The sequence below is a fragment of the Achromobacter sp. RT286_PF genome, from assembly GCF_059760425.1.
The window spans coordinates 1-23,055 of record NZ_JCBAMR010000061.1 but is presented as its reverse complement, the minus strand read 5'-3'; the positions used below and the strand labels follow the sequence as shown (position 1 = coordinate 23,055).

At 66.8% G+C, this 23,055-nt stretch carries 22 protein-coding genes and 1 pseudogene; 13 read left to right on the top strand and 10 right to left on the bottom strand.

Annotated elements, in window-relative coordinates:
* Positions 1-511, bottom strand: a 511-nt coding sequence (locus tag AC6LJY_RS26835) for an AMP-binding protein (RefSeq protein WP_498137159.1), incomplete at its 3' end; no start/stop codon positions are given.
* A gap of 180 nt (positions 512-691) precedes the next feature.
* Here AC6LJY_RS26835 and AC6LJY_RS26830 point away from each other — a divergent pair.
* Positions 692-1,402 carry a Crp/Fnr family transcriptional regulator gene (locus AC6LJY_RS26830; protein ID WP_314357004.1) on the top strand — a complete coding sequence of 237 codons (711 nt, stop codon included), beginning with the start codon at positions 692-694 and terminating at the stop codon, positions 1,400-1,402.
* A 37-nt stretch (positions 1,403-1,439) separates the two neighbouring features.
* On the opposite strand, the gene AC6LJY_RS26825 is transcribed toward AC6LJY_RS26830, so the two are convergent.
* Both AC6LJY_RS26825 and AC6LJY_RS26820 read right to left on the bottom strand, forming a co-directional pair.
* Positions 1,440-2,189: an aspartate/glutamate racemase family protein gene (locus AC6LJY_RS26825; protein ID WP_498137161.1), complete on the bottom strand. Its 750-nt coding sequence runs from the start codon at positions 2,187-2,189 to the stop codon at positions 1,440-1,442.
* A gap of 11 nt (positions 2,190-2,200) precedes the next feature.
* A complete protein-coding gene (locus AC6LJY_RS26820) occupies positions 2,201-2,659 on the bottom strand; it encodes a MarR family winged helix-turn-helix transcriptional regulator (RefSeq protein WP_046804542.1) in 459 nt (152 codons plus the stop codon).
* Between the two features lie 239 nt (positions 2,660-2,898).
* Between AC6LJY_RS26820 and aceE the strand changes: the two genes are divergently transcribed.
* Entirely contained in the window at positions 2,899-5,562 is a 2,664-nt protein-coding gene (gene aceE, locus AC6LJY_RS26815) for a pyruvate dehydrogenase (acetyl-transferring), homodimeric type (RefSeq protein WP_498137158.1), read from the top strand.
* Between the two features lie 144 nt (positions 5,563-5,706).
* Positions 5,707-7,065 carry a glutathione-disulfide reductase gene (gene gorA, locus AC6LJY_RS26810; RefSeq protein WP_046804544.1) on the top strand — a complete coding sequence of 453 codons (1,359 nt, stop codon included), beginning with the start codon at positions 5,707-5,709 and terminating at the stop codon, positions 7,063-7,065.
* 34 nt (positions 7,066-7,099) lie between these two features.
* On the opposite strand, the gene AC6LJY_RS26805 is transcribed toward gorA, so the two are convergent.
* Positions 7,100-7,924 (bottom strand): DUF72 domain-containing protein, encoded by an 825-nt coding sequence (locus AC6LJY_RS26805; protein ID WP_046804545.1) that lies wholly within the window; start codon positions 7,922-7,924, stop codon positions 7,100-7,102.
* A 226-nt stretch (positions 7,925-8,150) separates the two neighbouring features.
* Between AC6LJY_RS26805 and AC6LJY_RS26800 the strand changes: the two genes are divergently transcribed.
* The gene (locus AC6LJY_RS26800) at positions 8,151-8,783 is read left to right on the top strand and encodes a LysE family translocator (protein WP_046804546.1); all 633 of its coding nucleotides are present in this window, start codon (positions 8,151-8,153) and stop codon (positions 8,781-8,783) included.
* Positions 8,783-9,079: a hypothetical protein gene (locus tag AC6LJY_RS26795; RefSeq protein ID WP_046804547.1), complete on the top strand. Its 297-nt coding sequence runs from the start codon at positions 8,783-8,785 to the stop codon at positions 9,077-9,079. The genes AC6LJY_RS26800 and AC6LJY_RS26795 overlap by 1 nt, the downstream gene beginning before the upstream one ends.
* On the opposite strand, the gene pdxR is transcribed toward AC6LJY_RS26795, so the two are convergent.
* The gene (pdxR, locus tag AC6LJY_RS26790) at positions 9,076-10,704 is read right to left on the bottom strand and encodes a MocR-like pyridoxine biosynthesis transcription factor PdxR (protein WP_498137157.1); all 1,629 of its coding nucleotides are present in this window, start codon (positions 10,702-10,704) and stop codon (positions 9,076-9,078) included. The genes AC6LJY_RS26795 and pdxR overlap by 4 nt on opposite strands.
* 153 nt (positions 10,705-10,857) lie before the next feature.
* Here pdxR and AC6LJY_RS26785 point away from each other — a divergent pair, with 153 nt between their 5' ends.
* Genes AC6LJY_RS26785 through AC6LJY_RS26775 form a run of 3 tightly spaced genes read left to right on the top strand, consistent with a single transcriptional unit; the run spans position 10,858 to position 12,461 of the window.
* Entirely contained in the window at positions 10,858-11,586 is a 729-nt protein-coding gene (locus tag AC6LJY_RS26785) for a GNAT family N-acetyltransferase (RefSeq protein ID WP_498137156.1), read from the top strand.
* Positions 11,577-12,185: a DMT family transporter gene (locus tag AC6LJY_RS26780; protein WP_498137155.1), complete on the top strand. Its 609-nt coding sequence runs from the start codon at positions 11,577-11,579 to the stop codon at positions 12,183-12,185. The genes AC6LJY_RS26785 and AC6LJY_RS26780 overlap by 10 nt, the downstream gene beginning before the upstream one ends.
* Before the next feature lie 27 nt (positions 12,186-12,212).
* Positions 12,213-12,461, top strand: coding sequence for an EamA family transporter (locus AC6LJY_RS26775; RefSeq protein ID WP_498137160.1), 249 nt, complete (start codon positions 12,213-12,215; stop codon positions 12,459-12,461).
* Positions 12,462-12,558: 97 nt separating this feature from the next.
* Here the strand turns inward: AC6LJY_RS26775 and AC6LJY_RS26770 are convergent, their stop codons facing one another.
* The 4 genes from AC6LJY_RS26770 to AC6LJY_RS26755 form a co-directional block, all read right to left on the bottom strand.
* Positions 12,559-13,449: a DMT family transporter gene (locus AC6LJY_RS26770; RefSeq protein ID WP_314357332.1), complete on the bottom strand. Its 891-nt coding sequence runs from the start codon at positions 13,447-13,449 to the stop codon at positions 12,559-12,561.
* A gap of 56 nt (positions 13,450-13,505) precedes the next feature.
* The gene (locus AC6LJY_RS26765; RefSeq protein WP_046804551.1) at positions 13,506-13,841 is read right to left on the bottom strand and encodes a thioredoxin family protein; all 336 of its coding nucleotides are present in this window, start codon (positions 13,839-13,841) and stop codon (positions 13,506-13,508) included.
* 88 nt (positions 13,842-13,929) lie between these two features.
* Positions 13,930-15,213, bottom strand: coding sequence for an N-carbamyl-l-glutamate amidohydrolase ErtE (gene ertE / locus AC6LJY_RS26760; RefSeq protein ID WP_498137154.1), 1,284 nt, complete (start codon positions 15,211-15,213; stop codon positions 13,930-13,932).
* A gap of 76 nt (positions 15,214-15,289) precedes the next feature.
* Entirely contained in the window at positions 15,290-16,084 is a 795-nt protein-coding gene (locus AC6LJY_RS26755) for an enoyl-CoA hydratase/isomerase family protein (RefSeq protein ID WP_498137153.1), read from the bottom strand.
* Positions 16,085-16,221: 137 nt separating this feature from the next.
* Between AC6LJY_RS26755 and AC6LJY_RS26750 the strand changes: the two genes are divergently transcribed.
* Complete coding sequence (locus tag AC6LJY_RS26750) at positions 16,222-17,280, top strand: SDR family oxidoreductase (RefSeq protein WP_498137152.1); 1,059 nt, start codon at positions 16,222-16,224, stop codon at positions 17,278-17,280.
* Here the strand turns inward: AC6LJY_RS26750 and AC6LJY_RS26745 are convergent.
* Positions 17,253-17,969: pseudogene (locus tag AC6LJY_RS26745) on the bottom strand (TetR/AcrR family transcriptional regulator); the annotation flags it as partial. The gene AC6LJY_RS26750 and the pseudogene AC6LJY_RS26745 overlap by 28 nt on opposite strands.
* A 103-nt stretch (positions 17,970-18,072) precedes the next feature.
* Here AC6LJY_RS26745 and AC6LJY_RS26740 point away from each other — a divergent pair.
* The 4 genes from AC6LJY_RS26740 (at position 18,073) to AC6LJY_RS26725 (ending at position 22,980) form a co-directional block, all read left to right on the top strand.
* Entirely contained in the window at positions 18,073-19,719 is a 1,647-nt protein-coding gene (locus tag AC6LJY_RS26740) for an AMP-binding protein (protein WP_314357035.1), read from the top strand.
* Between the two features lie 142 nt (positions 19,720-19,861).
* Entirely contained in the window at positions 19,862-21,718 is a 1,857-nt protein-coding gene (locus AC6LJY_RS26735) for a phosphoenolpyruvate carboxykinase (GTP) (protein WP_046804555.1), read from the top strand.
* Positions 21,719-21,814: 96 nt separating this feature from the next.
* Positions 21,815-22,354 carry a PDDEXK nuclease domain-containing protein gene (locus tag AC6LJY_RS26730; protein ID WP_143215353.1) on the top strand — a complete coding sequence of 180 codons (540 nt, stop codon included), beginning with the start codon at positions 21,815-21,817 and terminating at the stop codon, positions 22,352-22,354.
* Positions 22,351-22,980, top strand: a complete 630-nt coding sequence (locus AC6LJY_RS26725; RefSeq protein WP_120154815.1) for a class I SAM-dependent DNA methyltransferase — start codon at positions 22,351-22,353, stop codon at positions 22,978-22,980. The genes AC6LJY_RS26730 and AC6LJY_RS26725 overlap by 4 nt, the downstream gene beginning before the upstream one ends.
* Positions 22,981-23,055: the final 75 nt, after the last annotated feature.

The window sequence follows — 23,055 nt, the reverse complement described above, 5'->3', positions numbered from 1 at the left end:
GCTCAGGGGCGTCCCTATGCCGGGCGCCCCTATGCCGGGCGCCTGCCGAGGTGGCGGGGGCGCCGTCCAGGTCGTGGACCGAGACGATCTTCAAGTGCGGGAATTCGGCGCGGGCGCGCTGGGCGATATCGGCATATTCGGTGTCGATGATCAGGGCGCGCGCTTCGCCGTGGCCCAGCATGAACAGCACGCTGGGCGCGTCCAGGCGGGTGTTCAGCGTGTTGAGCACCGCACCGACCATCGGCACGCCGAAGTGGGCTTCGACCATGGCGGGAATGTTGGGCAGCATCACGGCGACGGTGTCGCCGCGCTGGATGCCGGCCCGTTCCAGCGCGTTGGCCAGGCGTTGCGCGCGTTCGTAGGTCTGGGCCCAGGTGCGGCGAACCTTGCCGTACACCACGGCAAGCCGCTGGCCGTACACCTCGGCCGCGCGGGCAATGAAGTCCACCGGGGTCAAGGGCGTGTAGTTGGCGTCGCGGCGCGCCAGGCCGTGGTCGAACATGCTGCTCATGCGTCGTCTCCGAGTAGGGCGCGTGGGTGGCCCCTGTCTTGTTCGAGGTTTGCTGATCGCGGAAAGCTTGATTTCCGTCGCTTGCGTGAGCGTAGGGGCGAGCCGAAAATACTGTCTGTCGCCTGCATGACAGACCTGCCAGCCGACCTCGCAAACTGCCAGTTTTACACGGTTCCGCCCATGTCCGATGTTTCAAACGTTGTTTCCGCCGCCGCGCTGGCCGAGCTCTTCGGCGCCTGTTCGTGGTTCGCCGCACTGGAGGCCGGCCACCAGGAACTGGTGCTGGCGACGGCGCGCGCGGAACACGTGGCCAATGGCGCCTGGATCGCGCGGCGCAACGCGCCATCGGACTATTGGCTGGGCGTGCACACGGGCTTGCTCAAGCTGGCCATCTATAACGAATCGGGCCGCAGTTGCACGTTTTCCGGCGTGCCGCGTGGCGGCTGGTTTGGCGAAGGCAGCGTCATCAAGCGCGAGCTGCGCAAATACGATGTGGTGGCGATCCAGCCGTCGCTGGTGATGTTGGTGCCGGCCGCCACGTTCCATGCGCTACTGGCCGCCAGCCTGCCGTTTTCGCATTTCGTCATCGGCCAGCTGAACGACCGCATGGGGGAATTCATTGCATCGATCCAGAACCATCGTTTGATGGACGCCGATGCGCGGGTGGCGCAGTCACTGGCCCAGCTGTTCAACCCGCAGCTGTATCCGTCTACCGACCTGACGCTGGCGATTTCCCAGGAAGAACTAGGCTATCTGACCGGCCTGTCGCGCCAGCGGGTGAACCAGGCGTTGCAGACCCTGGCGGACGCGCAGATCCTGGCGCTGGCGTATCACCAGATCAAGGTGCTGGATTTGAACCGGCTGCGGCAGTTCGGGCTGGACCAGATCTAACGCCAATCGGGCCACGTCAGCGCGGCGCCGGGGCGGGTCAGGGCGCGGGTGACAGGGCACCGGACAGCGCGCGTGACAGCGCGGCGCGTGCCAGGATGCGTGTGGAATCCAGCGTGGGCAAGGCGCAGTTGCCGTCGTTCAGCACCAGCGGCAGTTCGGTGCAGCCCAGCACCACGGCATCGCAACCGGCATCGCGCAAGCGTTCCACAATGCCTTGCAGGCGCGCGACCGACTCGGGCTGGAAAACGCCGTAAACCAGTTCGTCCATGATGATGCGGCCCAGCGTGAGCCGGTCTTCTTCGATGGGGCGCACCCATTGCAGCCCTTGCGCGCCCAGCTTGTCCGGATACACCTCGCTATCAACCAGCCACCGCGTGCCCAGGATGCCGATGCGTCGAAAGCCTCGCGCGGCGGCCTGCAAGGCAACTTCCTCGGCGATATGCAGCCAGGGCAGCGGCGAACGCGGCAGCACATGGCCCCACGCCTGATGGATGGTGTTGTCCGGGCAGATCAGCAAGTCAGCCCCGGCGCGCGCCAGCTTGTTGGCCGATGACAGCATCAACGCGCCCACACCGGCCAGGTCCTGGTTGCTCAGGCACACCACGTAGTCCGCCAGCGAATGGGTATGCAGCGAAATTTCGGGGTGCGCGTGCGGCCCCATGCGCTGCGAACCTTCGGCGCACAACGTGCGATAGCACAGCGCGGCGCCTTCGGCCGAACAGGCAACGATGCCGATGTGCAGGGCGGCGGTGGCGACCGGGTCGGCGGTCGTGGGGTTGGTGTTCATCGGCGCATTGATCATGAGGCAGGGTCCTGGTTCAACGCCCGCACGTGGCGGGCAATGTCGACAAAGCTCTTGGCCATGGCGGCTTGTTGCGCGGCGGGCAATCGCGACAGGAACAATTCGTCGATGGCCGGGCCGTACACCTTCCACATCTCGCGCCGCAGCGCGCGGCCCTTGGGCGTCAGGCGGGCATAGGTGGCGCGCCTGTCCTCGTCGGAACGAAAGCGCTCGACCAGGCCGGCCGCCTCGATCCGGTCCATCAAGCGCGTCAGGTTATAGCGCGCGATCACCATGCGTTCGGCCATTTCGAACATGCGCGCCGTGCCGTCCGGGGCGCGTTCCAGCGCCCATAGCGCGTCGTACCACGCCAGCGGCGGCAGGTCGGCTGCCGACAGCCGTTTTTCAATCTCCTCTACCACCAGCGCGTGCGCGGTCAGGAAGAGGCTCCATGCGTCGGGCTTGCCCGTGGCCATGCGGTCGTTCCTTTTTTGATATCGGGAATGCAGCCGCGATTGTAAGAGCGGCGTTGCGGGATCGCGCGATCGAAGTGGAAAACGTGAACAGCGGCTGGCAAAGATAGTTGCACTTGCAATTGTTCGGGCGCAGCCATACGATTGCAATTGCACATGATGCAATTGCAATTCACGATGTGAAATACGTGGAACGCCGACGCCTTGCTGCGTGGCGCAGCCCCATCACCAAAGGAACCCCCATGGACACCCCGATCGATTCCACTGACGCCGACCCGCAGGAAACGCAGGAATGGCTGGAAGCCATGCAGGCCGTGTTGGCCCACGAAGGCCGGCCGCGCACGCACTACTTGCTGGATCAATTGATCCAGCAGGACCGCGCGGCCAATGGGCGCTATACGGCGCCGGGCGTCACCCCCTACGTCAACACCATCAATGTTGCGAGCCAGTCCGTGTTTCCGGGCGATATCGGCATCGAGCAGCGGCTGGACGCCTACCTGCGCTGGAATGCCATGGCCATGGTGCTGCGCGCCGGCAAGACCTCGGGCGTGGGCGGCCACATCGCCACCTACGCGTCTGCCACGACGCTGTACGAAACCGGCTACCGCCATTTCTTTCGCGCCGCCACGCCCGATTTCCTGGGCGACCTGCTCTACATTCAGGGCCATTCCGCGCCCGGCATTTATGCGCGCGCCTACCTGGAAGGCCGAATTTCCGAAGACCAGCTTGACGGCTTTCGCCGCGAAATCGGCGGCGGCGGGCTGGCGTCCTATCCGCACCCGCGCACCATGCCGGGCTTTTGGCAATTTCCCACGGTGTCGATGGGCCTGGGCCCGCTGATGGCTGCCTATCAGGCCCGCTACATGCGTTACCTGGAAGACCGCGAGCTGATTGCCGCGCAGGGCCGCAAGGTATGGGGCTTTCTGGGTGACGGGGAACAGGACCAGCCCGAAACGCTGGCCGCCGTGGCAATGGCCGGGCGCGAAAAGCTGGACAACCTGATCTTCGTGGTCAATTGCAACCTGCAACGGCTGGATGGGCCGGTGCGCGGCAACGCCAAGATCATCCAGGAACTGGAAAGCGTCTATCGCGGCGCCGGCTGGAATGTCATCAAGGTGATCTGGGGCGCCGGTTGGGACGCGCTGCTGGCGCAGGACCACGACGGCCGCCTGCGCCGCCGCATGATGCAGTGCGTGGACGGCGAATACCAGGTGTTCAAGGCGCGGGGCGGCGCCTACGTGCGCGAGCATTTCTTTGGGGCGGACCCGGTGTTGCTGGAACGTGTGGCCCATCTGTCGGACGACGAGATCGGCGCACTGAACCGGGGCGGCCACGACCCCGCCAAGGTGCATGCCGCCTATGCGGCGGCCGTGGCGCACCGGGGCCAGCCCACCGTCATCCTGGCCAAGACCGTCAAGGGGTACGGCATGGGTGCGGCGGGCGAGGCGGCCAACACCAACCACCAGCAAAAGAAAATGGCCGACCCGGCCGTGCGCGCCTTCCGCGACCGCTTCGCCATTGCCGTGCCGGACGATCAGCTTGAAGAGATTCCGTATATCAAGCCCGCGCCCGGCAGCGCGGAGCACCAGTATTTCCAGGCCGCCATCGCACGCGCCGGCGGCCATCTGCCGCACCGTTCGAGGGGCCCAGGGCCGTTGTCCACGCCGCCGCTGACGGCGTTCGCCGCCCATTTGAAGGGCAGCGACGGCCGCGAATTTTCAAGCACGATGGCCTTCGTGCGGGTATTGGCGCAGCTGCTCAAAGACCCGGATATCGGCCCGCGCGTCGTACCCATCGTGCCCGACGAGTCGCGCACGTTCGGCATGGACGGCATGTTCCGCCAAGTGGGCATCTATTCGCACGTCGGCCAGCTTTACACGCCGCAGGACGCGGACCAGCTCAGCGTCTACCGCGAGGATCGCAAGGGCCAGATCTTGCAGGAAGGCATCAACGAATCCGGCGCGATGTCGTCGTGGATCGCGGCGGGCACCGCGCACAGCACGCATGGGCTGGCCACCATTCCCTTCTATATTTTCTATTCCATGTTCGGCTTTCAACGCGTGGGCGATCTGGCGTGGGCGGCGGGCGACATCCGCGCGCGCGGCTTCCTGCTTGGCGCCACGTCGGGGCGCACCACACTGGAAGGCGAGGGGCTGCAACACGATGACGGCCATAGCCACGTGCTGGCCTCGGTCATCCCGTCCTGCCGCGCCTATGACCCTGCCTACGCCTATGAAATCGCGGTGATCGTGCAGGACGGGCTGCGCCGGATGTACACGGACGGCGAAGACGTTTTCTATTACCTGACGCTGGTCAACGAGAAGACCGCGCATCCGCCCATGCCCGAAGGCGCCCAGGCCGGCATCCTGCAAGGCATGTATCGCTTGCGCCAGGGCGATCCGGGCGCCTTGCGCGTGCAGCTGCTGGGTAGCGGCGCGATTCTGGCCGAGACGCTGGCCGCCGCCAGTCTCTTGCAACAGGATTTCGGCGTGTCGGCGGACGTCTGGAGCGTGACCAGCTATTCCGAACTGATGCGCGACGGCCACGAGGTCGAACGCTGGAACCGCCTGCATCCGCAGGCCGAAGCGCGGCGCGGTCATGCCGAAACCGCGCTGGCCGCGAGCGTGGGGCCGGTGGTGGCCGCCACCGACTATATGAAGACGGTGCCCGAGCAGATCCGGCCGTTCCTGGCGGGCCGGCGCTACGTCACCCTGGGCACCGACGGATTCGGCCGCTCGGATACGCGCCCGGCATTGCGCTCGTTCTTCGGCGTGGACCGCCATCACATCGCCTTGGCGGCGCTCAAGGCGCTGGCCGATGACGGGCAGGTGGACCCGGCCCAGGCCGCCCAGGCCATCGTCCGATACGGCATCGACGCCGAGGCCGTGTCGGCTGCCTTGCCCTAGGCACAGGGGCGTATCGCCGTCGGCATGGGTGCGTCCGCGCCGCGCCCATGCCGCCCGCGCGAACCCGGGCGCGCGCCGGTAGTGTTAAATACGGTTTTCCCGGACAGTGAACGCGGGCCCCCGGGCTTTAGCGAAGGAAACAACATGGCATTCGATTTTGATCTGTTTGTGATCGGCGCGGGTTCTGGCGGCGTGCGCGCGGCCCGTTTTGCAGCAGGCTTTGGCGCGCGCGTGGCCGTGGCGGAAAGCCGCTACCTGGGCGGCACCTGCGTCAACGTGGGCTGCGTGCCCAAGAAGCTGCTGGTCTACGGCGCCCATTACAGCGAAGACTTCGAGCAGGCCCACGGCTTTGGCTGGAATGTAGGCAAGCCGTCCTTCGACTGGCCCACCCTGATCGCCAACAAAAACCGCGAAATCGAACGCCTTAACGGCATTTACCGCAACTTGCTGGTCAATAGCGGCGTGACGCTGCTGGAAGGCCACGCCCGCATCGTCGACCCGCACACCGTCGAAATCAACGGCCAACGCCACACCGCCGCCAACATCCTGGTGGCAACGGGCGGCTGGCCGCGCGTGCCCGACATTCCCGGCAAGGAACACGCCATTACCTCGAACGAGGCGTTCTTCCTGCCGCGGTTGCCGCGCCGCGTGCTGGTGGTGGGCGGCGGTTATATCGCCGTGGAATTCGCGTCGATCTTCAACGGCATGGGCGCGCACACCGTGCAGGCCTATCGCGGCCCGCTGTTCCTGCGCGGTTTTGACCAGGGCGTGCGTGAACACCTGCGCGACGAGCTCACCAAAAAGGGCGTCGACCTGCGCTTTTTCACCGACCTGGCGCGCATCGACAAGCAGCCCGACGGCTCGCTGCTGGCCACGTTGAAAGACGGCGCGGTCATCGAAACCGATTGCGTCTTCTACGCTACCGGCCGCCGTCCGATGCTGGACAACCTGGGCCTGGAGAACACCGGCGTCAAGCTGCGCGAAGACGGCTTCATCGACGTGGACGACGAATACCGCACCGCCGAACCATCCATCCTGGCGATTGGCGACGTCATCGGCCGGGTGCCGCTGACGCCGGTGGCGCTGGCCGAAGGCATGGCCGTGGCGCGCCGCCTGTTCCGCCCCGAGGAATACCGCAAGGTCGACTACAAGCTGATTCCGACCGCCGTGTTCAGCCTGCCGAACATTGGCACGGTGGGCATGACCACGGAAGAAGCGCGCGAAGCGGGCTACGAGATCAAGCTTTTCGAAAGCCGCTTCCGTCCGATGAAGCTGACGCTGACGGAATCGCAGGAAAAGACCTTGATGAAGCTGATCGTGGACGCCAAGACGGACCGCGTGCTGGGCGTGCACATGGTCGGCCCCGATGCGGGCGAAATCGTGCAGGGCATCGCGGTGGCGCTCAAGGCCGGTGCCACCAAGCAGGTGTTCGACGACACCATCGGCATCCACCCGACGGCGGCGGAAGAATTCGTCACGCTGCGCACGCCGGTCGCGCAATAAGGGCGCCAAAAAACGCGCCGCGCGCCGGCCTGCACTACAAGCGTTCGATCATGGCGCGCGCCGCAAACGGCGCGCGTTCTTTTGCGCCATTGATAAAGAAGGCGTAGACGTCCTGCGCGCGCGGTGGCCCGGACGGCGCGGAACCGATCCGTGGCAGGTCCGCCGGATCGTCGCCACGCGACCAGGTGTGCAGCCTGTCCGCCCAGGCGTCCAGTACCTTGGGCGCATAGCCGGCCTTGAACGTGGTGCTGGCGCGCATCAACCGTGCGTAGACGAAATCAGCGGTGCGGTCGGCGATGGACGGAAAATTCTCGCTGTCCGTGTAGACGGTGGCGGCGCGGTGGCGGCGGGCCAGTTCCAGGTATTCCTCGCAGGCGAAGCTGGGGTGGCGCACGTCCAGCACGTGGCGCAGCGGCAAGCCATCGACCTTGTCGGGCAACAGCGCCAGGAATTCGCCGAAGTCCTCCGCGTTGAAGGTCTTGGTGGGCGCGAATTGCCACACCACCGGCCCCAGCTTGGGTCCTAATTCGGCAATGCCGCTATGGACGAAGCGCTGGATGGAATCGCCGGCGCCGGCAAGCTCGCGCCGGTTGGTGGCGTAGCGCGACGCCTTTAGCGAAAAGACGAAGCCGTCTGGCGTTTCGTCGCGCCATTTGGCGAAAGTGGCGGGCTTCTGGGTGCTGTAGTAGGTGCCGTTGATTTCAATCGCGGTGAGCTGCCGGCTGGCGTATTCCAGCTCGCGCGCATGGGGCAGGTCCTCGGGATAAAAGGTGCCGCGCCAAGGCGCGTACGTCCAGCCGCCGATGCCGACGCGAATGACGGGCGGGCTTTCCACCACGGACGGATGACGTTTCGGCATGTCCCGGTGCTCCATGCAGTGCAACGAATCGGTTCACTGTATCGCCACGCGCCTGGGGCCGTAAAGTTGCGGAGGCCAATCACGGTGCGGGTTCGGGCCGGTGTGGCATGGGCGATACGTTTGCCGGGCGGCCCTGCGGCGTTCAAAAAGTTTCCTGTTCCGATACAGTTTTGCGATAACGTGTGCGCATCCCTGTTCGACATCGTCCGGCTCGCGCCGGCTCATCATGCCCGACCTGACTCATCTTCTGACATTCGCCCTGGTGGCCCTGGGCATGGTGCTGACGCCCGGCCCCAACATGATTTACCTGGTGTCCCGTTCCATCTCGCAAGGCGCGCGCGCCGGCCTGATTTCCCTGGGCGGCGTGGCGGTCGGGTTCATCTTCTATGTGTGCTGCGCGGCCTTCGGCATTACGGCCTTGCTGCTGACGGTGCCCTACGCCTATGACGCCTTGCGCATCGGCGGCGCCATGTACCTGCTGTACATGGCGTGGCAGGCCATCCGCCCCGGCGGGCGATCGCCGTTCCAGGTGCGCGAACTGCCCCGCAGCAGCCCGCGCACGCTGTTCACGATGGGGCTGGTGACCAACCTGCTCAACCCCAAGATCGCGGTGATGTATGTGTCGCTGTTGCCCCAGTTCATCCAGCCCGACCATGGCAGCGTATTCACGCAGTCGCTGGCGCTGGGCATGACGCAGGTGGTCATCAGCCTGTCGGTCAATGCCGTCATCGCCATTACCGCCGGGTCCATCGCGGGCTTCCTGGCGGGGCGGCCGTTGTGGCTGGTGATCCAGCGCTGGTTGATGGGTACCGTGCTGGCCGGCCTGGCCGTGCGCATGTTGATGGACGCGCGACGCTGATGCCGCAGGACGACGGATTTTTCGGCTCGCTGGGCGTCATGCTGGGCGAAGCGCTGCGCGCGGTGGTGGGCGGCATCAAATGGCTGCTGGGCGGCTTGGGCGGTGCGCTGGGCGACTTCTACGGCGGGCTGTCCAAGGCAATGGGCATGAGCCCGTCCATCTTCAATTTTGTCTTGCTGGTGCTGGGCCTGATGTTCCTGTGGGCCGCCATCAAGGCCTTGCTGCGCCGCTCGATCCTTGGGTTTCTGTTCTGGGCGGTGCTGGCGGTGCTGGTGCTGGGTGGCCTGGTCAATTAGCGCCGGGCTTGCCGCGCCAGTTCCCCCAGGCGCTTGACCAGCGCGGGAAAGCGGTCGGCGCTGGTGTTGCCATAGCCGATCACCAGCCCGTTGTCTTCGGCGCGCGGCGCCATGGCGAAAGTCGATAGCGCGCTGGGGTTCATGCCCACCTGCCGCGCCAGCGCCACAATGGCCTGATCCGGGCAATCCGGCGGCAGGCGCACCGTCAGGTGCAGGCCGCTGTGTCCGCCCAAGACCTCGTGATCCCCCTTGAAATGCGTGGCCAGCGCATCGCGCAAGGCCGACTGCCGTTCGCGGTACAGGCGCCGCATGCGGCCCAGGTGACGCGAGAATTGGCCGTTGTCGATGAAGGCGGCCAGCGTCAGCTGTTCCAGCCGGTGGCCGCCGCGCAGCATCTCGATAATGGACGGCAAGGCGGTCTGGGCCAGGGCCTCGGGCAGCACCAAAAAGCCCAGGCGCAACGCCGGAAAAAGCGTCTTGCTGAACGTGCCCACGTACAGCACGGGCGCGTTGGGCAACAGCCCCTGCATGGCCGCGATGGGGTCGCCTTGATGCCGGAACTCACTGTCGTAGTCGTCTTCGATGATCCAGGCGCCCGCGCGCCCGGCCCGTTCCAGCAGGTCCAGCCGCCGCGCCACCGACAGCACGGCGCCCGTGGGGTATTGATGCGTGGGCGTGGTCTGGATCAGGCGCGGCGGATGCGTGCGCCAGGCGTCGTCGGGTATGACGATGCCGTCCGCGTCCACGCGCATGGCCACCACGTTCAGGTCGCCACCATGAAAGGCCGACTTGGCGCCGCGATAGCCGGGCTCTTCGAGCCAGGCGGTGTCGCCCGGGTTGGTCAGCAGTTGCACGCATAGCGCCAGCGCGCCCTGCGCGCCTTCGGTGATGATGATGCGCGAGGCGTCGCAATGCACGCCGCGCGACACCCGCAGATATTGCGCGATGGCTTCGCGCAGCGCCGGCTCGCCCGTCGGATGGCCGTAGCCCAGCGTGGTGGCGGGGGCGGCTTGCAGCGCACGGTCTTGCGCGCGGCGCCAGGCGTTCATGGGGAACTGTGTCAGGGCCGGCGTGCCGGGGGTCATGGGCAAAGAACTGTCGGTCGCGCCACGGGTGGCAACGATGCGCGACAAGCGCGTGGCGGTAGCGGTGGGGGCCATCGTTGCATCGATGGTCGCGGTTGCCGCTGCGGTTGCGCTGGCCGTGGCGCTGTTCATGGCGCTGGCTGTGGCGCTGGCTGTGGCGCTGTTCGTGGCGCCGTTCGTGACACCGGCGCCCGATGCGCGCGGGTCGGCGGGCGCTGTCTGCCCGGCGGCGCGGGCCGCCAATGCCCACGGGGCGGCCGACAGCGGCGCCACGCGGGTGCCCTGGCGGTCCGCGATGACATAGCCTTCGGCCGTCAACTGTTCGTAGGCGATCAGCACCGTATTGCGCGAAATTTCAAGCTCTTCAGACAGCGCGCGTGACGACGGCAGCTTGCCGCCGGCGGGCAATTGGCCGGCCAGGATGGCCTGCTTCAGGCGTTGAATAAGCTGGCGTTGGCGCGGCGGCGCGCCGGGGCCGCGCGCAAGCGGACTGGACAGCAGGGCGGTGTGGGCGGGTAGGCTTCGGCTGGGCGTTTGCATGGCGCGATGATCGCGGGCCGCTTGAGGCGTGGCCCTATTAAATTCGGGGTGCGTGGTGCTTTTTATGATGCCACGATTCCGATATTGTGAGGCCCTGCGTGTTGCGTCCGCCACGGCCGGCGGCGCGCGCTTAACCGGATGAGGCCCCGCCCAATGCAAGCCCGCGTCAATGCATTCCAACAACCCATCGGCCCCGACGTACCCGGCTGGACGGCACGCCCGCGCCCGCCGCTAACGCCGGCCATCGGCCGTTATTGCCGCCTGGAACCCTTGTCCGCCGAGCGCCATGCCGCGGATCTGTACCAGGCCTTCAGCCAGGCGCCGGACGATAGCGACTGGACCTACATGGGCGTTGGCCCGTTTGCCGACGCGGACGCCTACCGCGCCTTCGCCGAAGCCGCGCAGGCGGGCAACGACCCGCTGCATCACGCCATCATCGACCTGGAAACGGGCCGGGCCATCGGCACGCTGGCCTTGATGCGTATCGACCCGGCCAATGGCGTCATCGAAGTCGGCTTCGTGTCGTTCTCGCGCAGGCTCAAGCGCACCCGGATCGCCACCGAAGCGCAATTCCTGCTGATGCGCCGCGCGTTCGACGAGCTGGGCTACCGCCGTTATGAATGGAAGTGCGACAGCCTGAATGCGCCGTCGCGCCAGGCCGCCGCGCGGCTGGGCTTTCAGTTTGAAGGCATCTTCCGCCAGGCCACGGTCTACAAGGGCCGCAGCCGCGACACCGCCTGGTTCTCGATCATCGACAGCGAATGGCCCGCGCTGCGCGCCGCCTACGAACGCTGGCTGGACCCCGACAACTTCGACGCCGAAGGCAATCAACGCCAAAGCCTGTCTGAACTGACCGCCCGGGAAAAAGCCGCGTGCGCCTGATTCCGGTGGCGTTGGCCCTGTTCTGGGGGCTGAACTGGCCGGCGGTGAAAATCATCCTCGCCATCTTCCCGCCGTTCACGCTGCGCGTGCTGGGGCTGGGCAGCGGCGCGGTCCTGCTGTTGCTGCTGGCGCGCGCCAAGCGGCTGCCCCTGTTGCCGCCGCGCGATGCGTGGCCGGGCATCGTCGTGGGCGGCGTGCTGGCCGTGGCGGTCTTCAACCTGGCGGTGGCGTGGGCGCAGCTCAGCACCAGCACGTCGCGCGCGGCGGTGCTGACCTTCACGATGCCCATGATGTCGGCGCTGCTGGCCTGGCTGGTGCTGGGCGAACGGCTGGACCGACGGCGCGCGCTGGCGCTGATGCTGGGCGCCATCGGGGTGGCCATCCTGGCCTGGCCGGTGTTGCGCGCGGTGTTCGGGCAGCACGACCTGGCCGCCACCCGTGGCCTGGTGTTTCCGCTGGTGGCCGCGTTTGGTTGGGCGGCGGGCACGGTGTATCTGAAGCGCTGGCCGGTGGACGGCCACCGTATCGTCGTCACCGCATGGCAGTTGGCCGTGGGCGCCGCCTGTGCGCTGACGGGCGTGTTGATCGCCGGCGAGTAATTTCCTACCCAAGGCTGGAACGGCCGCATCGTGGCGGCGCTGTCGTTTCACATCATCCTGGGTACGGCGGTGGCCTACTGGCTGTGGTTCGTGCTGAGCGAACGCGTCAGCGCCACGGTGGCGGCGTTGACCACGTTGATGGTGCCGGTGGTGGGCGTGCTGGGCGCGATGGCCCTGGTGGGCGACCGGCCCGCCGCCGCCGATTGGTGGGGCTTTGCCTTTGTGCTGGCAGGCGCCGCGCTGATCGTGCTGAACCTGGGCCGGAGCCGGGGGTAGGCAGGGCCAGGGCGCCGAGATAGCACAGCATAGGGTGCCGAGATAGGGCGCCGAGATAGGGCAGCAGGATAAAGCAGCCCTTTCCCGGATTGCCAGCTCAGTCCTGCCGCCTGCGCAGCCACTGCCTGACGACTTCGCCGCCGCTGACCAGGGTGATGCCCGACAGCACCAGCACCGCGCCGATGGCGAAGCCCGCGTCCAGCGGTTCATCCAGGATCAGCACGCCGAAGCTCACCCCGAACAGCGGCGTCATGAAAGACAGGATCGACAGGCGCGACGCCAGGTAGCGGCGCAACAGCCAGAACCACGCCAGGTAACTGGACAAGGCCACGACCACCGCCTGGAACGCCACGCTGGTCAAGGCCGCCGTCGTGGGGCGGATGGTGTGCTGGCCGGTGACCACGGCATAGGCCAAGAGGCCCACCGCCGCCACCGCCATCTGATACAGCAAGGTCTTGGACGGGGCCGCCTCGGACAACGACGTTGCGCGGATGGCGACCGTGGTGGCGCCCCACAGCAAGCCCGCCGCCAATCCCATGGCGTCGCCCAGCAGCATGTTGGCGGCGCCGGCGGCTTCGCGCGGTGCGCCGCCCTTGAACAGGAACGCCACCGCAATACCGCCGAAAGCAATCGCGACTCCCAGCCATTGCAGCGGCTGCATGCGTTCTTCGGGCAGCAGCCAATGCAGCCCCAGCGCGGCAAATATGGGCGCGGTGTACAGAAACACCGACATGTGCGAGGCCGTGGTGTACAGCAGCCCCTGCGCCACGAACAGGAATTCCGCGCCGAACAGCAAGCCGACAAGCAGGCCTGGCAGCGCCGTGCCGTCGCGCACGGCGCCCCGGCCTTCGGCGCGCCAGACCACCACCGCCAGCACCAGCGCGGCAAAGCTGGATCGCAGCGCAATCTGCATGATGGGCGCGATGTCGGCGGCCACCAGCTTGATGGCAATTTGCTGAAAGCCCCAGCACACGCACAGGGCCAGCATGCCGGTGGTGGCCAGCGTGTCCAGCGGCAAGCGCAGCGGTTTGGACGCGGGCGCCGTCACGGCAATTCGGCGGGGTAGCTGTCCAGCGCCAGGCCGATCTGTTGGCGCAAGTCCCATTCGGCCAGCGTCGATTGCACCGGCCCGAAAAAGGCGCCGTCGCGTGTCACAAACATGGCGGGCAGGTGAAAGACTTCGTAGCGCTCAACCAGGCCACGGTTGTCCCCGGCGTCCACCCAACAGACCCGTTCCACCGGCAGTTCCAGCGCGGGCAGCTGTTCGCGCGCAATGCGGCAGGTGCCGCAGGTGCGGCTATGGAAGACCAGCAGCGACAAGCCGGGCGCGTCCAGCAGGAAGCGGTCGGCGGTGCTGTCGTTCAGTTCTATCTGTTCCATGGGGATTCATCCGGGGCAAGGCAGCCATTATGGCAGCGCGCCGCCCCGTGGCCGGCGATAACCGTGGGGGCGGAATGGGTGTGGCGCGTCAGGCGCCGCGCAGCACGCGGTCCAGTTGCAGCACGGACTGATACAGCACGCGCGTGCCGTCCAGCAGCTGCGACGGTTGGATCCATTCTTCCGGGCAGTGGCTGCGCCCGTTCAGGCAGGGGATGAAGATCATGCCGATGGGGCCGGTGGGCGCCATGTAGACGGCGTCGTGGCCGGCACCGCTGGGCAGGCGCATGGACGCGTAACCCAGCTGGTCCGCCGCCGCTTTCACGGCGTCCATCACCAGGGGTGAGCAGTCGGTGGGCTGGGCGCGGCTTAGTTGGCTGAAGCCGGCCGTCAGGCGCAACGCCTTCAGGTCGTCGGCGACGCCGGCCATCAATGTTTCGGGGAAGCTGTCCAGCACGGCGTTGCTGTCGCTGCGCATTTCCAGCGTCATCTCAACGCGGCCCGGCACGGCGTTGGCGGCGTTGGGCGTCATCGACAGCCGGCCCACGGTGGCCACCACGTAATGCGGGTTGCCGCTGGCGGCGCTGGCCTGGCGGCTGGCCGCGTCGATGATGCGTGCGGCGCCCACCAGGGCGTCGCGGCGGATGTCCATGGGCGTGGTGCCGGCGTGGTCGGGTTGGCCTTGCACCACGATCTGCACGCGGCGGATGCCAACGATGTTGGTGACCACGCCGATCGGCAGGCCACGGCTTTCCAGTACGGGGCCCTGTTCGATGTGCAGTTCGACGAAGGCCGCGGTGCCGCCCGCGCCACGCAGCGGTGCGCTCAACGCGGCGGGGTCGCCGCCGATGCGGGCGATGCCCTGGGCCAGCGATTCGCCGGCGGGGTTGCAGGCGGCCAGCATGTCCGCCGACAGCTGGCCGCTAAGGGCGCGGCTGCCCACGCACGAGATGCCGTAGTCGCTGGGTTCTTCGGACAGGAAGTCGATGACTTCAAAGGGGTGGTCAAGTTCGATGCCGTGCTCGTTCAGCGTATGCGCGACTTCGATGCCGGCCAGCACGCCGATGATGCCGTCGAACCGTCCGCCTTCCATCACGGTGTCGCAGTGCGAGCCCGTGGCGATGGGCTTGCGCGACGGGTCGCGGCCGGCGCGCGTGCCGACCAGGTTGCCGCCCGCATCCAGGCGAGTCGCCAGGCCGGCCGCTTCGAACTGGCCACGCAGCCAGGCGCGGGCGTCGTCGAACAATGGCGAAAAGGCGCGTCGCGTCCAGGGGACATCGGGCAAGGTAAACCGGGACAAGGCTTCAACGCGGGACCACAGGCGGTCGGCATTGATGGGCGGGAAAGCGGGGGAAGGGGAAGTCGGATGCGGCATGAAAATTCCTGAAGATGCGCCAGGGATTATGTCATGGCGTGTTGGGCCTCCCGCGCCTCCCCTCCCTGTCGTGGTCTCAGCAGCGCTGCCGCCAGGACGGCTCGCGCTTTTCCAGGAAGGCCGCCACGCCTTCGCGCGCTTCGTCGGTGGCGCGGCAGGCGGCGATGCGCTCGACCGTGTCGGCGATCAATTCGGCGTCGATGGCCCGACCCGCAAAATCGCGCACCAGCCGCTTGCTGGCCTTGACGGCGTCCGGCCCGTTGGCGCACAGCGCGCGGCAGAGGGCGTCGGCCGCGTCGGCCAGGCCGTCGGCCGGCACAACATCGTGCACCAGCCCCAGCCGCAGCGCGGTGGCGGCGTCGAAGCGTTCGGCTGTCAGGAAATACCGGTTGGCGGCGCGCTCGCCCATGGCGCGGATCACGTACGGGCTGATGGTGGCAGGCAGCAGCCCCAAGCGCGTTTCAGACAGGCAGAAATGCGCGCCGTCCGCCGCGATAGCGATGTCGCACGCCGACAGCAGCCCCATCCCGCCCGCGTAGGCGTCGCCGTTCACGCAGGCCACCACGGGTTTCGGGCACGTCCAGATCGTGTGCAGCATGTCGGCCAGCCGGGTCGCATCCTGGCGGTTGTCCGCATCGGTATGCGTGGCCATTTTGCGCATCCAGTTCAGGTCGCCGCCCGCGCAGAACGCCTTGCCCGCACCCGTCAGCAATAACACTCGCACGTCGGGGTCGCGCTCGGCGTCACGCACGGCGTCGGTCAGCGCGGCGATCAGCGTTTCGTCGAAGGCGTTGCGCATGTCCGGCCGGTTCAGGGTCAGGCGAACGATGGCGCCATCGCGCGAGACATTCAGCGGGGCTGTCGAAGTCATGCGGGTCTCCTGGTTTGTTGATTTGTGCTCAAGAAGTGGGATGCTGCAACCGAAAGATTCTAGGACGGAATCGGGATTGCAGGGATGGGTTCGATATAAATATTGAGTTATCCTCAAAAAAAATAACGGAGCGAGGCATGAACCCAGAATCGAATGTGCAGGCCAACCCCGCCTTGGGCTTTACAGCAGACCCGACAGCGGGCGGCCAAGCCGCCACGTCGCGCTATGCGTCGGTGTTCAGACCGGGGCTTTTCGATGGCAAGACTGTTCTCGTGACAGGCGGCGGCAGCGGTCTGGGCCGTTGCACTGCGCACGAGCTCGCGTCGCTGGGCGCGAACCTGGCGCTGGTGGGCCGCAAGCTGGAAAAGCTGGAAGCGGTGGGCGCGGAAATCGCCCGGGTCTATCCCGAAGCCGCCGGCCGCGTCAGCCTGCACGCCTGCGACATTCGTGATGAAGCCGGCGTGCGCGGCGCGGTGGCGGACGTGCTGGCCCGGCACGGCGCCATCGACGGCTTGTTCAATTGCGCGGGCGGGCAGTTCCCCGCGGCGCTGGACCGCATCAGCCTGAACGGCTGGAACGCGGTCGTGCAGAACAATTTGCACGGCACCTTCCTGATGGCGCGCGAGGCCTACACCCAGCACATGCGCCGGCACGGCGGGGCCATCGTCAACATGCTGGCCGATATCTGGGGCGGCATGCCCGGCATGGGGCATTCGGGCGCGGCCCGCGCCGGGGTCTGGAACCTGACCGAAACCGCCGCGTGCGAATGGGCGCATGCCGGCGTGCGCGTCAATGCGGTGGCGCCTGGCTGGATTGCCTCCAGCGGCATGGACAGCTACGACGACCACTACCGCGCGGTGCTGCGCGACCTGAAAACCAAGGTGCCGTTGCAACGCTTTGGCACCGAGGCCGAACTGGCCGCGGCCGTGGTGTTCCTGTTGTCGCCGGCGGCCGCCTTTATCAATGGCACGGTCATCCGCGTGGATGGCGGCGTGCCGAACGCACGCCATTCCTGGACCTTGCAGCCGGCCGAACGGGGCGAGGTCTACAACGGCTTTCCTCAGTACGTGCCGCCGTCCTTGTTTGCCGATGCGGGGGAGGGGGCCGGTGCAGAAGATGCAGCCGAAGCGGCGGGCGCGATCGATGCCGCGCGCGCAGCCGAAGCGAAACCCTCGGCCGATTCTTCCGACGCGTGAAGCCGGTGCAGGGCGTCGCGCACCTCGCCCCGGAACTGCGCCAGCGCCAGCGCGTCGCGGTGTGGCGGTTGCAGGGCTTGCCACAAGAACCCGACCAGCTGGTCGGCGGTGGTGGCCACGTCCACCCGCGCGCCGCGCAACATTGCGTCCCACAGCACGTGCTCCATCGGGCCGTAAACCGTGGACCGCAGCAACCGCAGCGGCATGTCTTGCCGGATGTCGCCATCGGCCTGCCCCTGCGCCAGGATGCGCATCAGCGGGGCGGTATAGCGCCGTTGCAGGGCCGCGTAGACCTCGCCGAAATCGTCGTTGCGCGCGCGCCCTTCGGACAGGATGAAGGCGCACAGCCCCGGCCCCTCGGCCAGCAGATGCCGCAAATGGGTATGCACAAGGTAATGCAGCTGCGCCCGCGCCCCGTGCACGTGCGGCAGGTTGTCTTCCACCTTGGCGATGATTTCGTCATACCAGTCGCCGATCACCCGCACGCACAATTCCCGCTTGCCGCCGAAGTACGTGAAGATCGTGGCTTCGGACACGCCCAGGCGCTGGGCGATCTCGGTGGTGGTGGCGGCCTGGAAGCCGGCCTCGGAAAACACCTGCCGGGCCATGTGCAGGATGTCCCGTATGCGCTGTTCGGACTTGGCGCTGGCGGGCGGGCGGCGGATCGGAACGACGGGAGTTTTTTCCATTCGGACGGCAAAAGGGCGGTGAAGCGAGGCTTATTATTGAGCCAGGGTCAAGCAAGTTCAGCAAGCCCTGGGCGATTTCCATAACAACATCAGAGACAAAACCATGCTGTCCCGAAAGGAATCCTACAAGCAGCTTGTGTCCGAATTCCAATGGCAGGTGCCGGACACCTACAACATTGGCGTGGACGCCTGCGACAAATGGGCGGACGGCAGCGGCCGCCTGGCGCTGATCTTTGAAAAAAGCGACGGCGCGCAAACCCGCTACTCGTTCGACGATATCAAGGCGCAGTCGAACCGCCTGGCGCACAGCCTGATCCGCCATGGCGTGCGGCGCGGCGACCGCGTGGCCGTGTACCTGCCCCAGGCGCCAGAAACGGCGGTAACCCACATCGCCGTCTACAAAATGGGCGCGGTGGCGGTGCCGCTGTTCACGCTGTTCGGCGTGGACGCCATCCAGTACCGGCTGGCCAACAGCGGCGCGGTGGCGTTGGTAACCGACACCGAGGGCTGCCGCAAGCTGCGCGAGATACGCGCCAGCCTGCCCGGCCTGAAGGTCATTTATTGCATCGATGGGGATGGCGACGGCGATGGCAATGGCGATGGCGACGGCGCCGCCGTGCCGTTCCACCCCGCGCTGGCCGCGGAATCGGACGATTTCGAACCGGTCGCCACGCGCGCCGACGACCCCGCCGTGATCATCTACACGTCCGGCACCACCGGCAAGCCCAAGGGCGCGCTGCACGCGCATCGCGTCCTGCTGGGCCACTTGCCCGGCGTGGAAATGTCGCACGAATTCTTCCCCGAAAACGCCGCGCTGATGTGGACGCCGGCCGACTGGGCCTGGATCGGCGGGCTGCTGGACGTGCTGCTTCCGTCCTGGCATCACGGCGTGCCGGTGCTGGCCCGCCGCTTCGAGAAGTTCGACGGCAGCGCCGCGCTGGAGCTCATGGCGCGCCACGGCGTCACCCACACATTCCTGCCCCCCACCGCGCTGAAGATGATGCGCGGGTCCGCCTACCCGGATGGCGCCGGCCCGCTGGCGCTGCGCTCGGTGGCCAGCGGCGGGGAGTCGCTGGGCGCCGAGCTCATCGACTGGGGCCGCCGCGTGCTGGGCGTGACCATCAATGAGTTCTACGGCCAGACCGAATGCAACATGCTGGTGTCGTCGTGTTCGTCGCTGTTCGACCCGGAAATCGGTTCGATCGGCCGCGCCGCGCCCGGTCACCGGGTGGCTATTGTGGATGACCAGGGCGTTGAAGTGGCCGATGGACAGGAGGGCAACATCGGCGTATTGCGGCCGGACCCCGTCATGTTCCTGGGCTACTGGAATAACCCCGAGGCCACCGCCGAAAAGTTCGTGGGTGATTACCTGCTGACCGGCGACCTGGGCGTGCGCGACGCGCGTGGCTTTATCCGCTTTGTCGGCCGCAACGACGACGTCATCACCAGCGCGGGCTACCGCATCGGCCCCGCGCCCATCGAAGACTGCCTGATCGGCCACCCCGCCGTGCGCATGGCGGCGGTGGTGGGCGTGCCCGACGAGCAGCGCACCGAGATCGTCATGGCCTATGTCGTGTTGAATGATGGCGTCACCGGCGACGACGCCCTGGTGCGCGACTTGCAGGCGCATGTACGCACCCGCCTGGCCGCCCATGAATACCCGCGCGCCATCCGGTTTGTAACCAGTTTGCCAACCACGGCTACCGGCAAGATCATCCGCCGGGAGTTGCGCGACGGTAACTACCGTTGAGCTCGTCTCAACCCGTGACAATCTCGTCCATGAGGATGGGTTGACGGGTTGCCCCGCGCTGCAAGTATGATGGCGCAAATTACATACGGCCCCACGCAATTGGGGCCGTATCACCATTCGTCTAAGCATGGAGATAGCCCCAATGAATAAGCCATTGGATGGGGGGTTGGCTGCGTTGAACGTGCCCGCCTACGTCAAGCATCGCGGCCTGATCGACTGGGTAGCCAGTTTTGTAGCACTGGCCAAGCCCGACCGCGTGGTCTGGTGCGACGGTTCGCAGGAAGAATACGACCGCCTGTGTGAACAGATGGTTCAGGCCGGCACGATGCGCAGGCTCAACCCCGCCAAGCGGCCCAATTCCTTCCTGGCGTGCTCGGACCCGTCCGACGTGGCGCGCGTGGAAGACCGCACCTTCATCTGTTCCGACCGCGCCGAAGACGCCGGCCCCACCAACAACTGGGCCGATCCGGCTGAAATGCGCGACACGTTGAACGGCCTGTTCGACGGCGCCATGCGCGGCCGCACGCTGTACGTCGTGCCGTTTTCGATGGGCCCGTTGGGCTCGGACATTGCCCACATCGGCGTCGAACTGTCCGACAGCCCGTATGTGGTCGTGAACATGCGCATCATGACCCGCATGGGCAAGGCCGTGTACGACGTGCTGGGCACCGACGGCGACTTCGTGCCGTGCGTGCATTCCGTGGGCAAGCCGCTTGCCGCCGGCGAAGCCGACGTGCCGTGGCCGTGCAACCCCACCAAGTACATCGTGCATTTCCCCAAGAGCCGCGAAATCTGGAGCTTCGGCTCGGGCTATGGCGGCAACGCGCTGCTAGGCAAGAAGTGCTTCGCGTTGCGCATCGCGTCCACCATGGGCCGCGACCAGGGCTGGCTGGCCGAACACATGCTGATCCTGGGCGTTACCTCGCCCAAGGGCCGCAAGTATCACGTGGCCGCGGCATTCCCGTCGGCCTGCGGCAAGACCAACTTCGCCATGCTGATCCCGCCGCAGGGCATGGACGGCTGGAAGGTCACCACCATCGGCGACGACATCGCCTGGATCAAGCCTGGCCCCGACGGCCGCCTGCACGCCATTAACCCGGAAGCGGGCTATTTTGGCGTGGCGCCGGGCACCAGCGAACAGACCAACTTCAACGCGATGGCCACGCTCAAGGCCAACGTCATCTTCACCAACGTGGCGCTGACCGATGATGGCGACGTCTGGTGGGAAGGCATGACCGACACGCCGCCCGCGCACCTGATCGACTGGCAAGGCCAGGACTGGACGCCCGCCATCGCCCGCGAGACCGGCCGCAAGGCCGCGCACCCGAACGCGCGCTTTACCGCGCCGGCCGCGCAATGCCCGTCCATCGACCCCGAATGGGAAAACCCGAAGGGCGTGGTCATCGACGCGTTCATCTTCGGCGGCCGCCGCTCGACCACCGTGCCGCTGGTGACCGAGGCCCGCAGCTGGGTGGAAGGCGTGTACATGGCCGCGACCATGGGCTCGGAAACCACCGCCGCCGCCGTCGGGCAGCAGGGCGTGGTGCGCCGCGACCCCTTCGCCATGCTGCCGTTCTGCGGCTACAACATGAGCGACTACTTCAACCACTGGCTCAAGCTGGGCAAGCAACTGGAAGCCACCGGCGCCACCTTGCCGCGCATTTACTGCGTCAACTGGTTCCGCAAGGGTCCCGACGGCAAGTTCGTCTGGCCGGGCTTTGGCGAAAACATGCGCGTGCTGCGCTGGATGCTGGGCCGTATCGACGGCGAATCCAAGGGCGTGGACCAGGTGTTCGGCGTATCGCCGAGCTACCAGGACATCGACTGGACCGGCCTGGAGTTCACGCCCGACAAGTTCGAGCAGGTCATGTCGGTGGACGCCGACGCCTGGCGCGACGAACTGGCGCTGCACCATGAACTGTTCGGCCAATTGTCCCAAGGCTTGCCGGAAGACCTGCCCGCCACCAAGACCAAGATCGAAGGCCGTCTGGCCGCCTGAGTCTGACTTGGTCCTAGAAGCCCGCGTGCCCAGTAGGCGCGCGGGCTTTTCTATTTCATGATGGACGCTTCGTTGGGAATCTAAGGAGTAGTCGTCGTGACGAAGTGGAATCTGGGCGAATCCGGCAGCCGGGCAGGCCGCGCAATGCCCGCCGATGCAGCACCGGCGCTTGCACTGCACATGGCCATCGTGGCGGATATGGAATCCTTCCTGATGCAGCTCGATGTCGGCCTCGCGTTCGTGGCCAGGCAAAAGCGCCTGCGCATCGACAACGACGACCACACCCTGGACTTGCTGTTCTTTCACCGCAAGCTTCGCCGGCTGGTGGCCCTTGTCATGACGCTGGACGAGTCCTGCGTCATCAGCGAGCGGCAGATGGAATCTTGCCTGCGCTGGCTGGACAAATCCGACCGCCGGGCCGAAGAAGCGACGCCGCTGGGCATGATCCTGTGCGCCGGCACGCAAACCGAATACATCCAGCTGCTTGCGCTGACGCCGTCCGGCGTGGAAGCGGCGCAATATCCCACCGACCTGCCGCCCCGCGCGGTGCTGGCGCAGCGCTTGCAGCAGGCGGCGCGGCGCGCCCGGGCGCGACTTGAGCAACGCGCGTCGCAATCGAGCACAATGCCGTCATGAAACTCGATCCGGAAGACCTGGCCAAGATTACCGCGCTGACCTTGGCGAACTACGAAGAGAACGCCGAGGCGTTCGCGGCCAACACGCGTGGACACGATGTCACGCAGAACATTGCCGCGCTGCTGCGCCACATCCGTGTCGAGCCGCCGTACGACATCCTGGATCTGGGCTGCGGCCCCGGCCGCGACCTGATGGCGTTCGCCGCGCTGGGCCATCGGCCGGTGGGGCTGGACGGCACGCAAAGCTTCGTCAAGATGGCCCGCGCCGCGTCCGGCTGCGAGGTCTGGCACCAGGACTTCCTGCAACTGTCGCTGCCCGCCGAACGTTTTGACGGCATCTTCGCCAACGCCGTGTTGTTCCACGTGCCCGGTCAGGAATTGCCGCGCGTGCTGCGCGAGCTATGGTCCGCGCTGCGTCCGGGCGGCGTGCTGTTCTGCTCAAACCCTCGTGGCGGCAACCAGGAAGGCTGGAACCGTGGGCGCTACGGCGCGTACCACGACCTGGAAGGCTGGCGCGCGCTGATGGAGGGTGCCGGCTTCGAAGAGCTTGAACACTATTACCGCCCCGACGGCCTGCCGCGCGACCAGCAGCCGTGGCTGGCGACGGTGTGGCGGCGTCCGGGGTAGGGCGCCGGGTTCAACTGCCGGCTTCCTGGCGCCGGTCGCCTGAAGCCGGTCGCCCGAAGCCGGTCGCCCGAAGCC

What these genes read in the sequence shown, in the direction of transcription:
- AC6LJY_RS26830 (WP_314357004.1), top strand. Translation starts at nt 692, where the DNA reads ATGTCCGATGTTTCAAACGTTGTTTCCGCCGCCGCGCTGGCCGAGCTC.
- AC6LJY_RS26825 (WP_498137161.1), bottom strand. Translation starts at nt 2,189, where the DNA reads ATGAACACCAACCCCACGACCGCCGACCCGGTCGCCACCGCCGCCCTG.
- AC6LJY_RS26820 (WP_046804542.1), bottom strand. Translation starts at nt 2,659, where the DNA reads ATGGCCACGGGCAAGCCCGACGCATGGAGCCTCTTCCTGACCGCGCAC.
- aceE (WP_498137158.1), top strand. Translation starts at nt 2,899, where the DNA reads ATGGACACCCCGATCGATTCCACTGACGCCGACCCGCAGGAAACGCAG.
- gorA (WP_046804544.1), top strand. Translation starts at nt 5,707, where the DNA reads ATGGCATTCGATTTTGATCTGTTTGTGATCGGCGCGGGTTCTGGCGGC.
- AC6LJY_RS26805 (WP_046804545.1), bottom strand. Translation starts at nt 7,924, where the DNA reads ATGCCGAAACGTCATCCGTCCGTGGTGGAAAGCCCGCCCGTCATTCGC.
- AC6LJY_RS26800 (WP_046804546.1), top strand. Translation starts at nt 8,151, where the DNA reads ATGCCCGACCTGACTCATCTTCTGACATTCGCCCTGGTGGCCCTGGGC.
- AC6LJY_RS26795 (WP_046804547.1), top strand. Translation starts at nt 8,783, where the DNA reads ATGCCGCAGGACGACGGATTTTTCGGCTCGCTGGGCGTCATGCTGGGC.
- pdxR (WP_498137157.1), bottom strand. Translation starts at nt 10,704, where the DNA reads ATGCAAACGCCCAGCCGAAGCCTACCCGCCCACACCGCCCTGCTGTCC.
- AC6LJY_RS26785 (WP_498137156.1), top strand. Translation starts at nt 10,858, where the DNA reads ATGCAAGCCCGCGTCAATGCATTCCAACAACCCATCGGCCCCGACGTA.
- AC6LJY_RS26770 (WP_314357332.1), bottom strand. Translation starts at nt 13,449, where the DNA reads ATGCTGGCCCTGTGCGTGTGCTGGGGCTTTCAGCAAATTGCCATCAAG.
- AC6LJY_RS26765 (WP_046804551.1), bottom strand. Translation starts at nt 13,841, where the DNA reads ATGGAACAGATAGAACTGAACGACAGCACCGCCGACCGCTTCCTGCTG.
- ertE (WP_498137154.1), bottom strand. Translation starts at nt 15,213, where the DNA reads ATGCCGCATCCGACTTCCCCTTCCCCCGCTTTCCCGCCCATCAATGCC.
- AC6LJY_RS26755 (WP_498137153.1), bottom strand. Translation starts at nt 16,084, where the DNA reads ATGACTTCGACAGCCCCGCTGAATGTCTCGCGCGATGGCGCCATCGTT.
- AC6LJY_RS26750 (WP_498137152.1), top strand. Translation starts at nt 16,222, where the DNA reads ATGAACCCAGAATCGAATGTGCAGGCCAACCCCGCCTTGGGCTTTACA.
- AC6LJY_RS26740 (WP_314357035.1), top strand. Translation starts at nt 18,073, where the DNA reads ATGCTGTCCCGAAAGGAATCCTACAAGCAGCTTGTGTCCGAATTCCAA.
- AC6LJY_RS26735 (WP_046804555.1), top strand. Translation starts at nt 19,862, where the DNA reads ATGAATAAGCCATTGGATGGGGGGTTGGCTGCGTTGAACGTGCCCGCC.
- AC6LJY_RS26725 (WP_120154815.1), top strand. Translation starts at nt 22,351, where the DNA reads ATGAAACTCGATCCGGAAGACCTGGCCAAGATTACCGCGCTGACCTTG.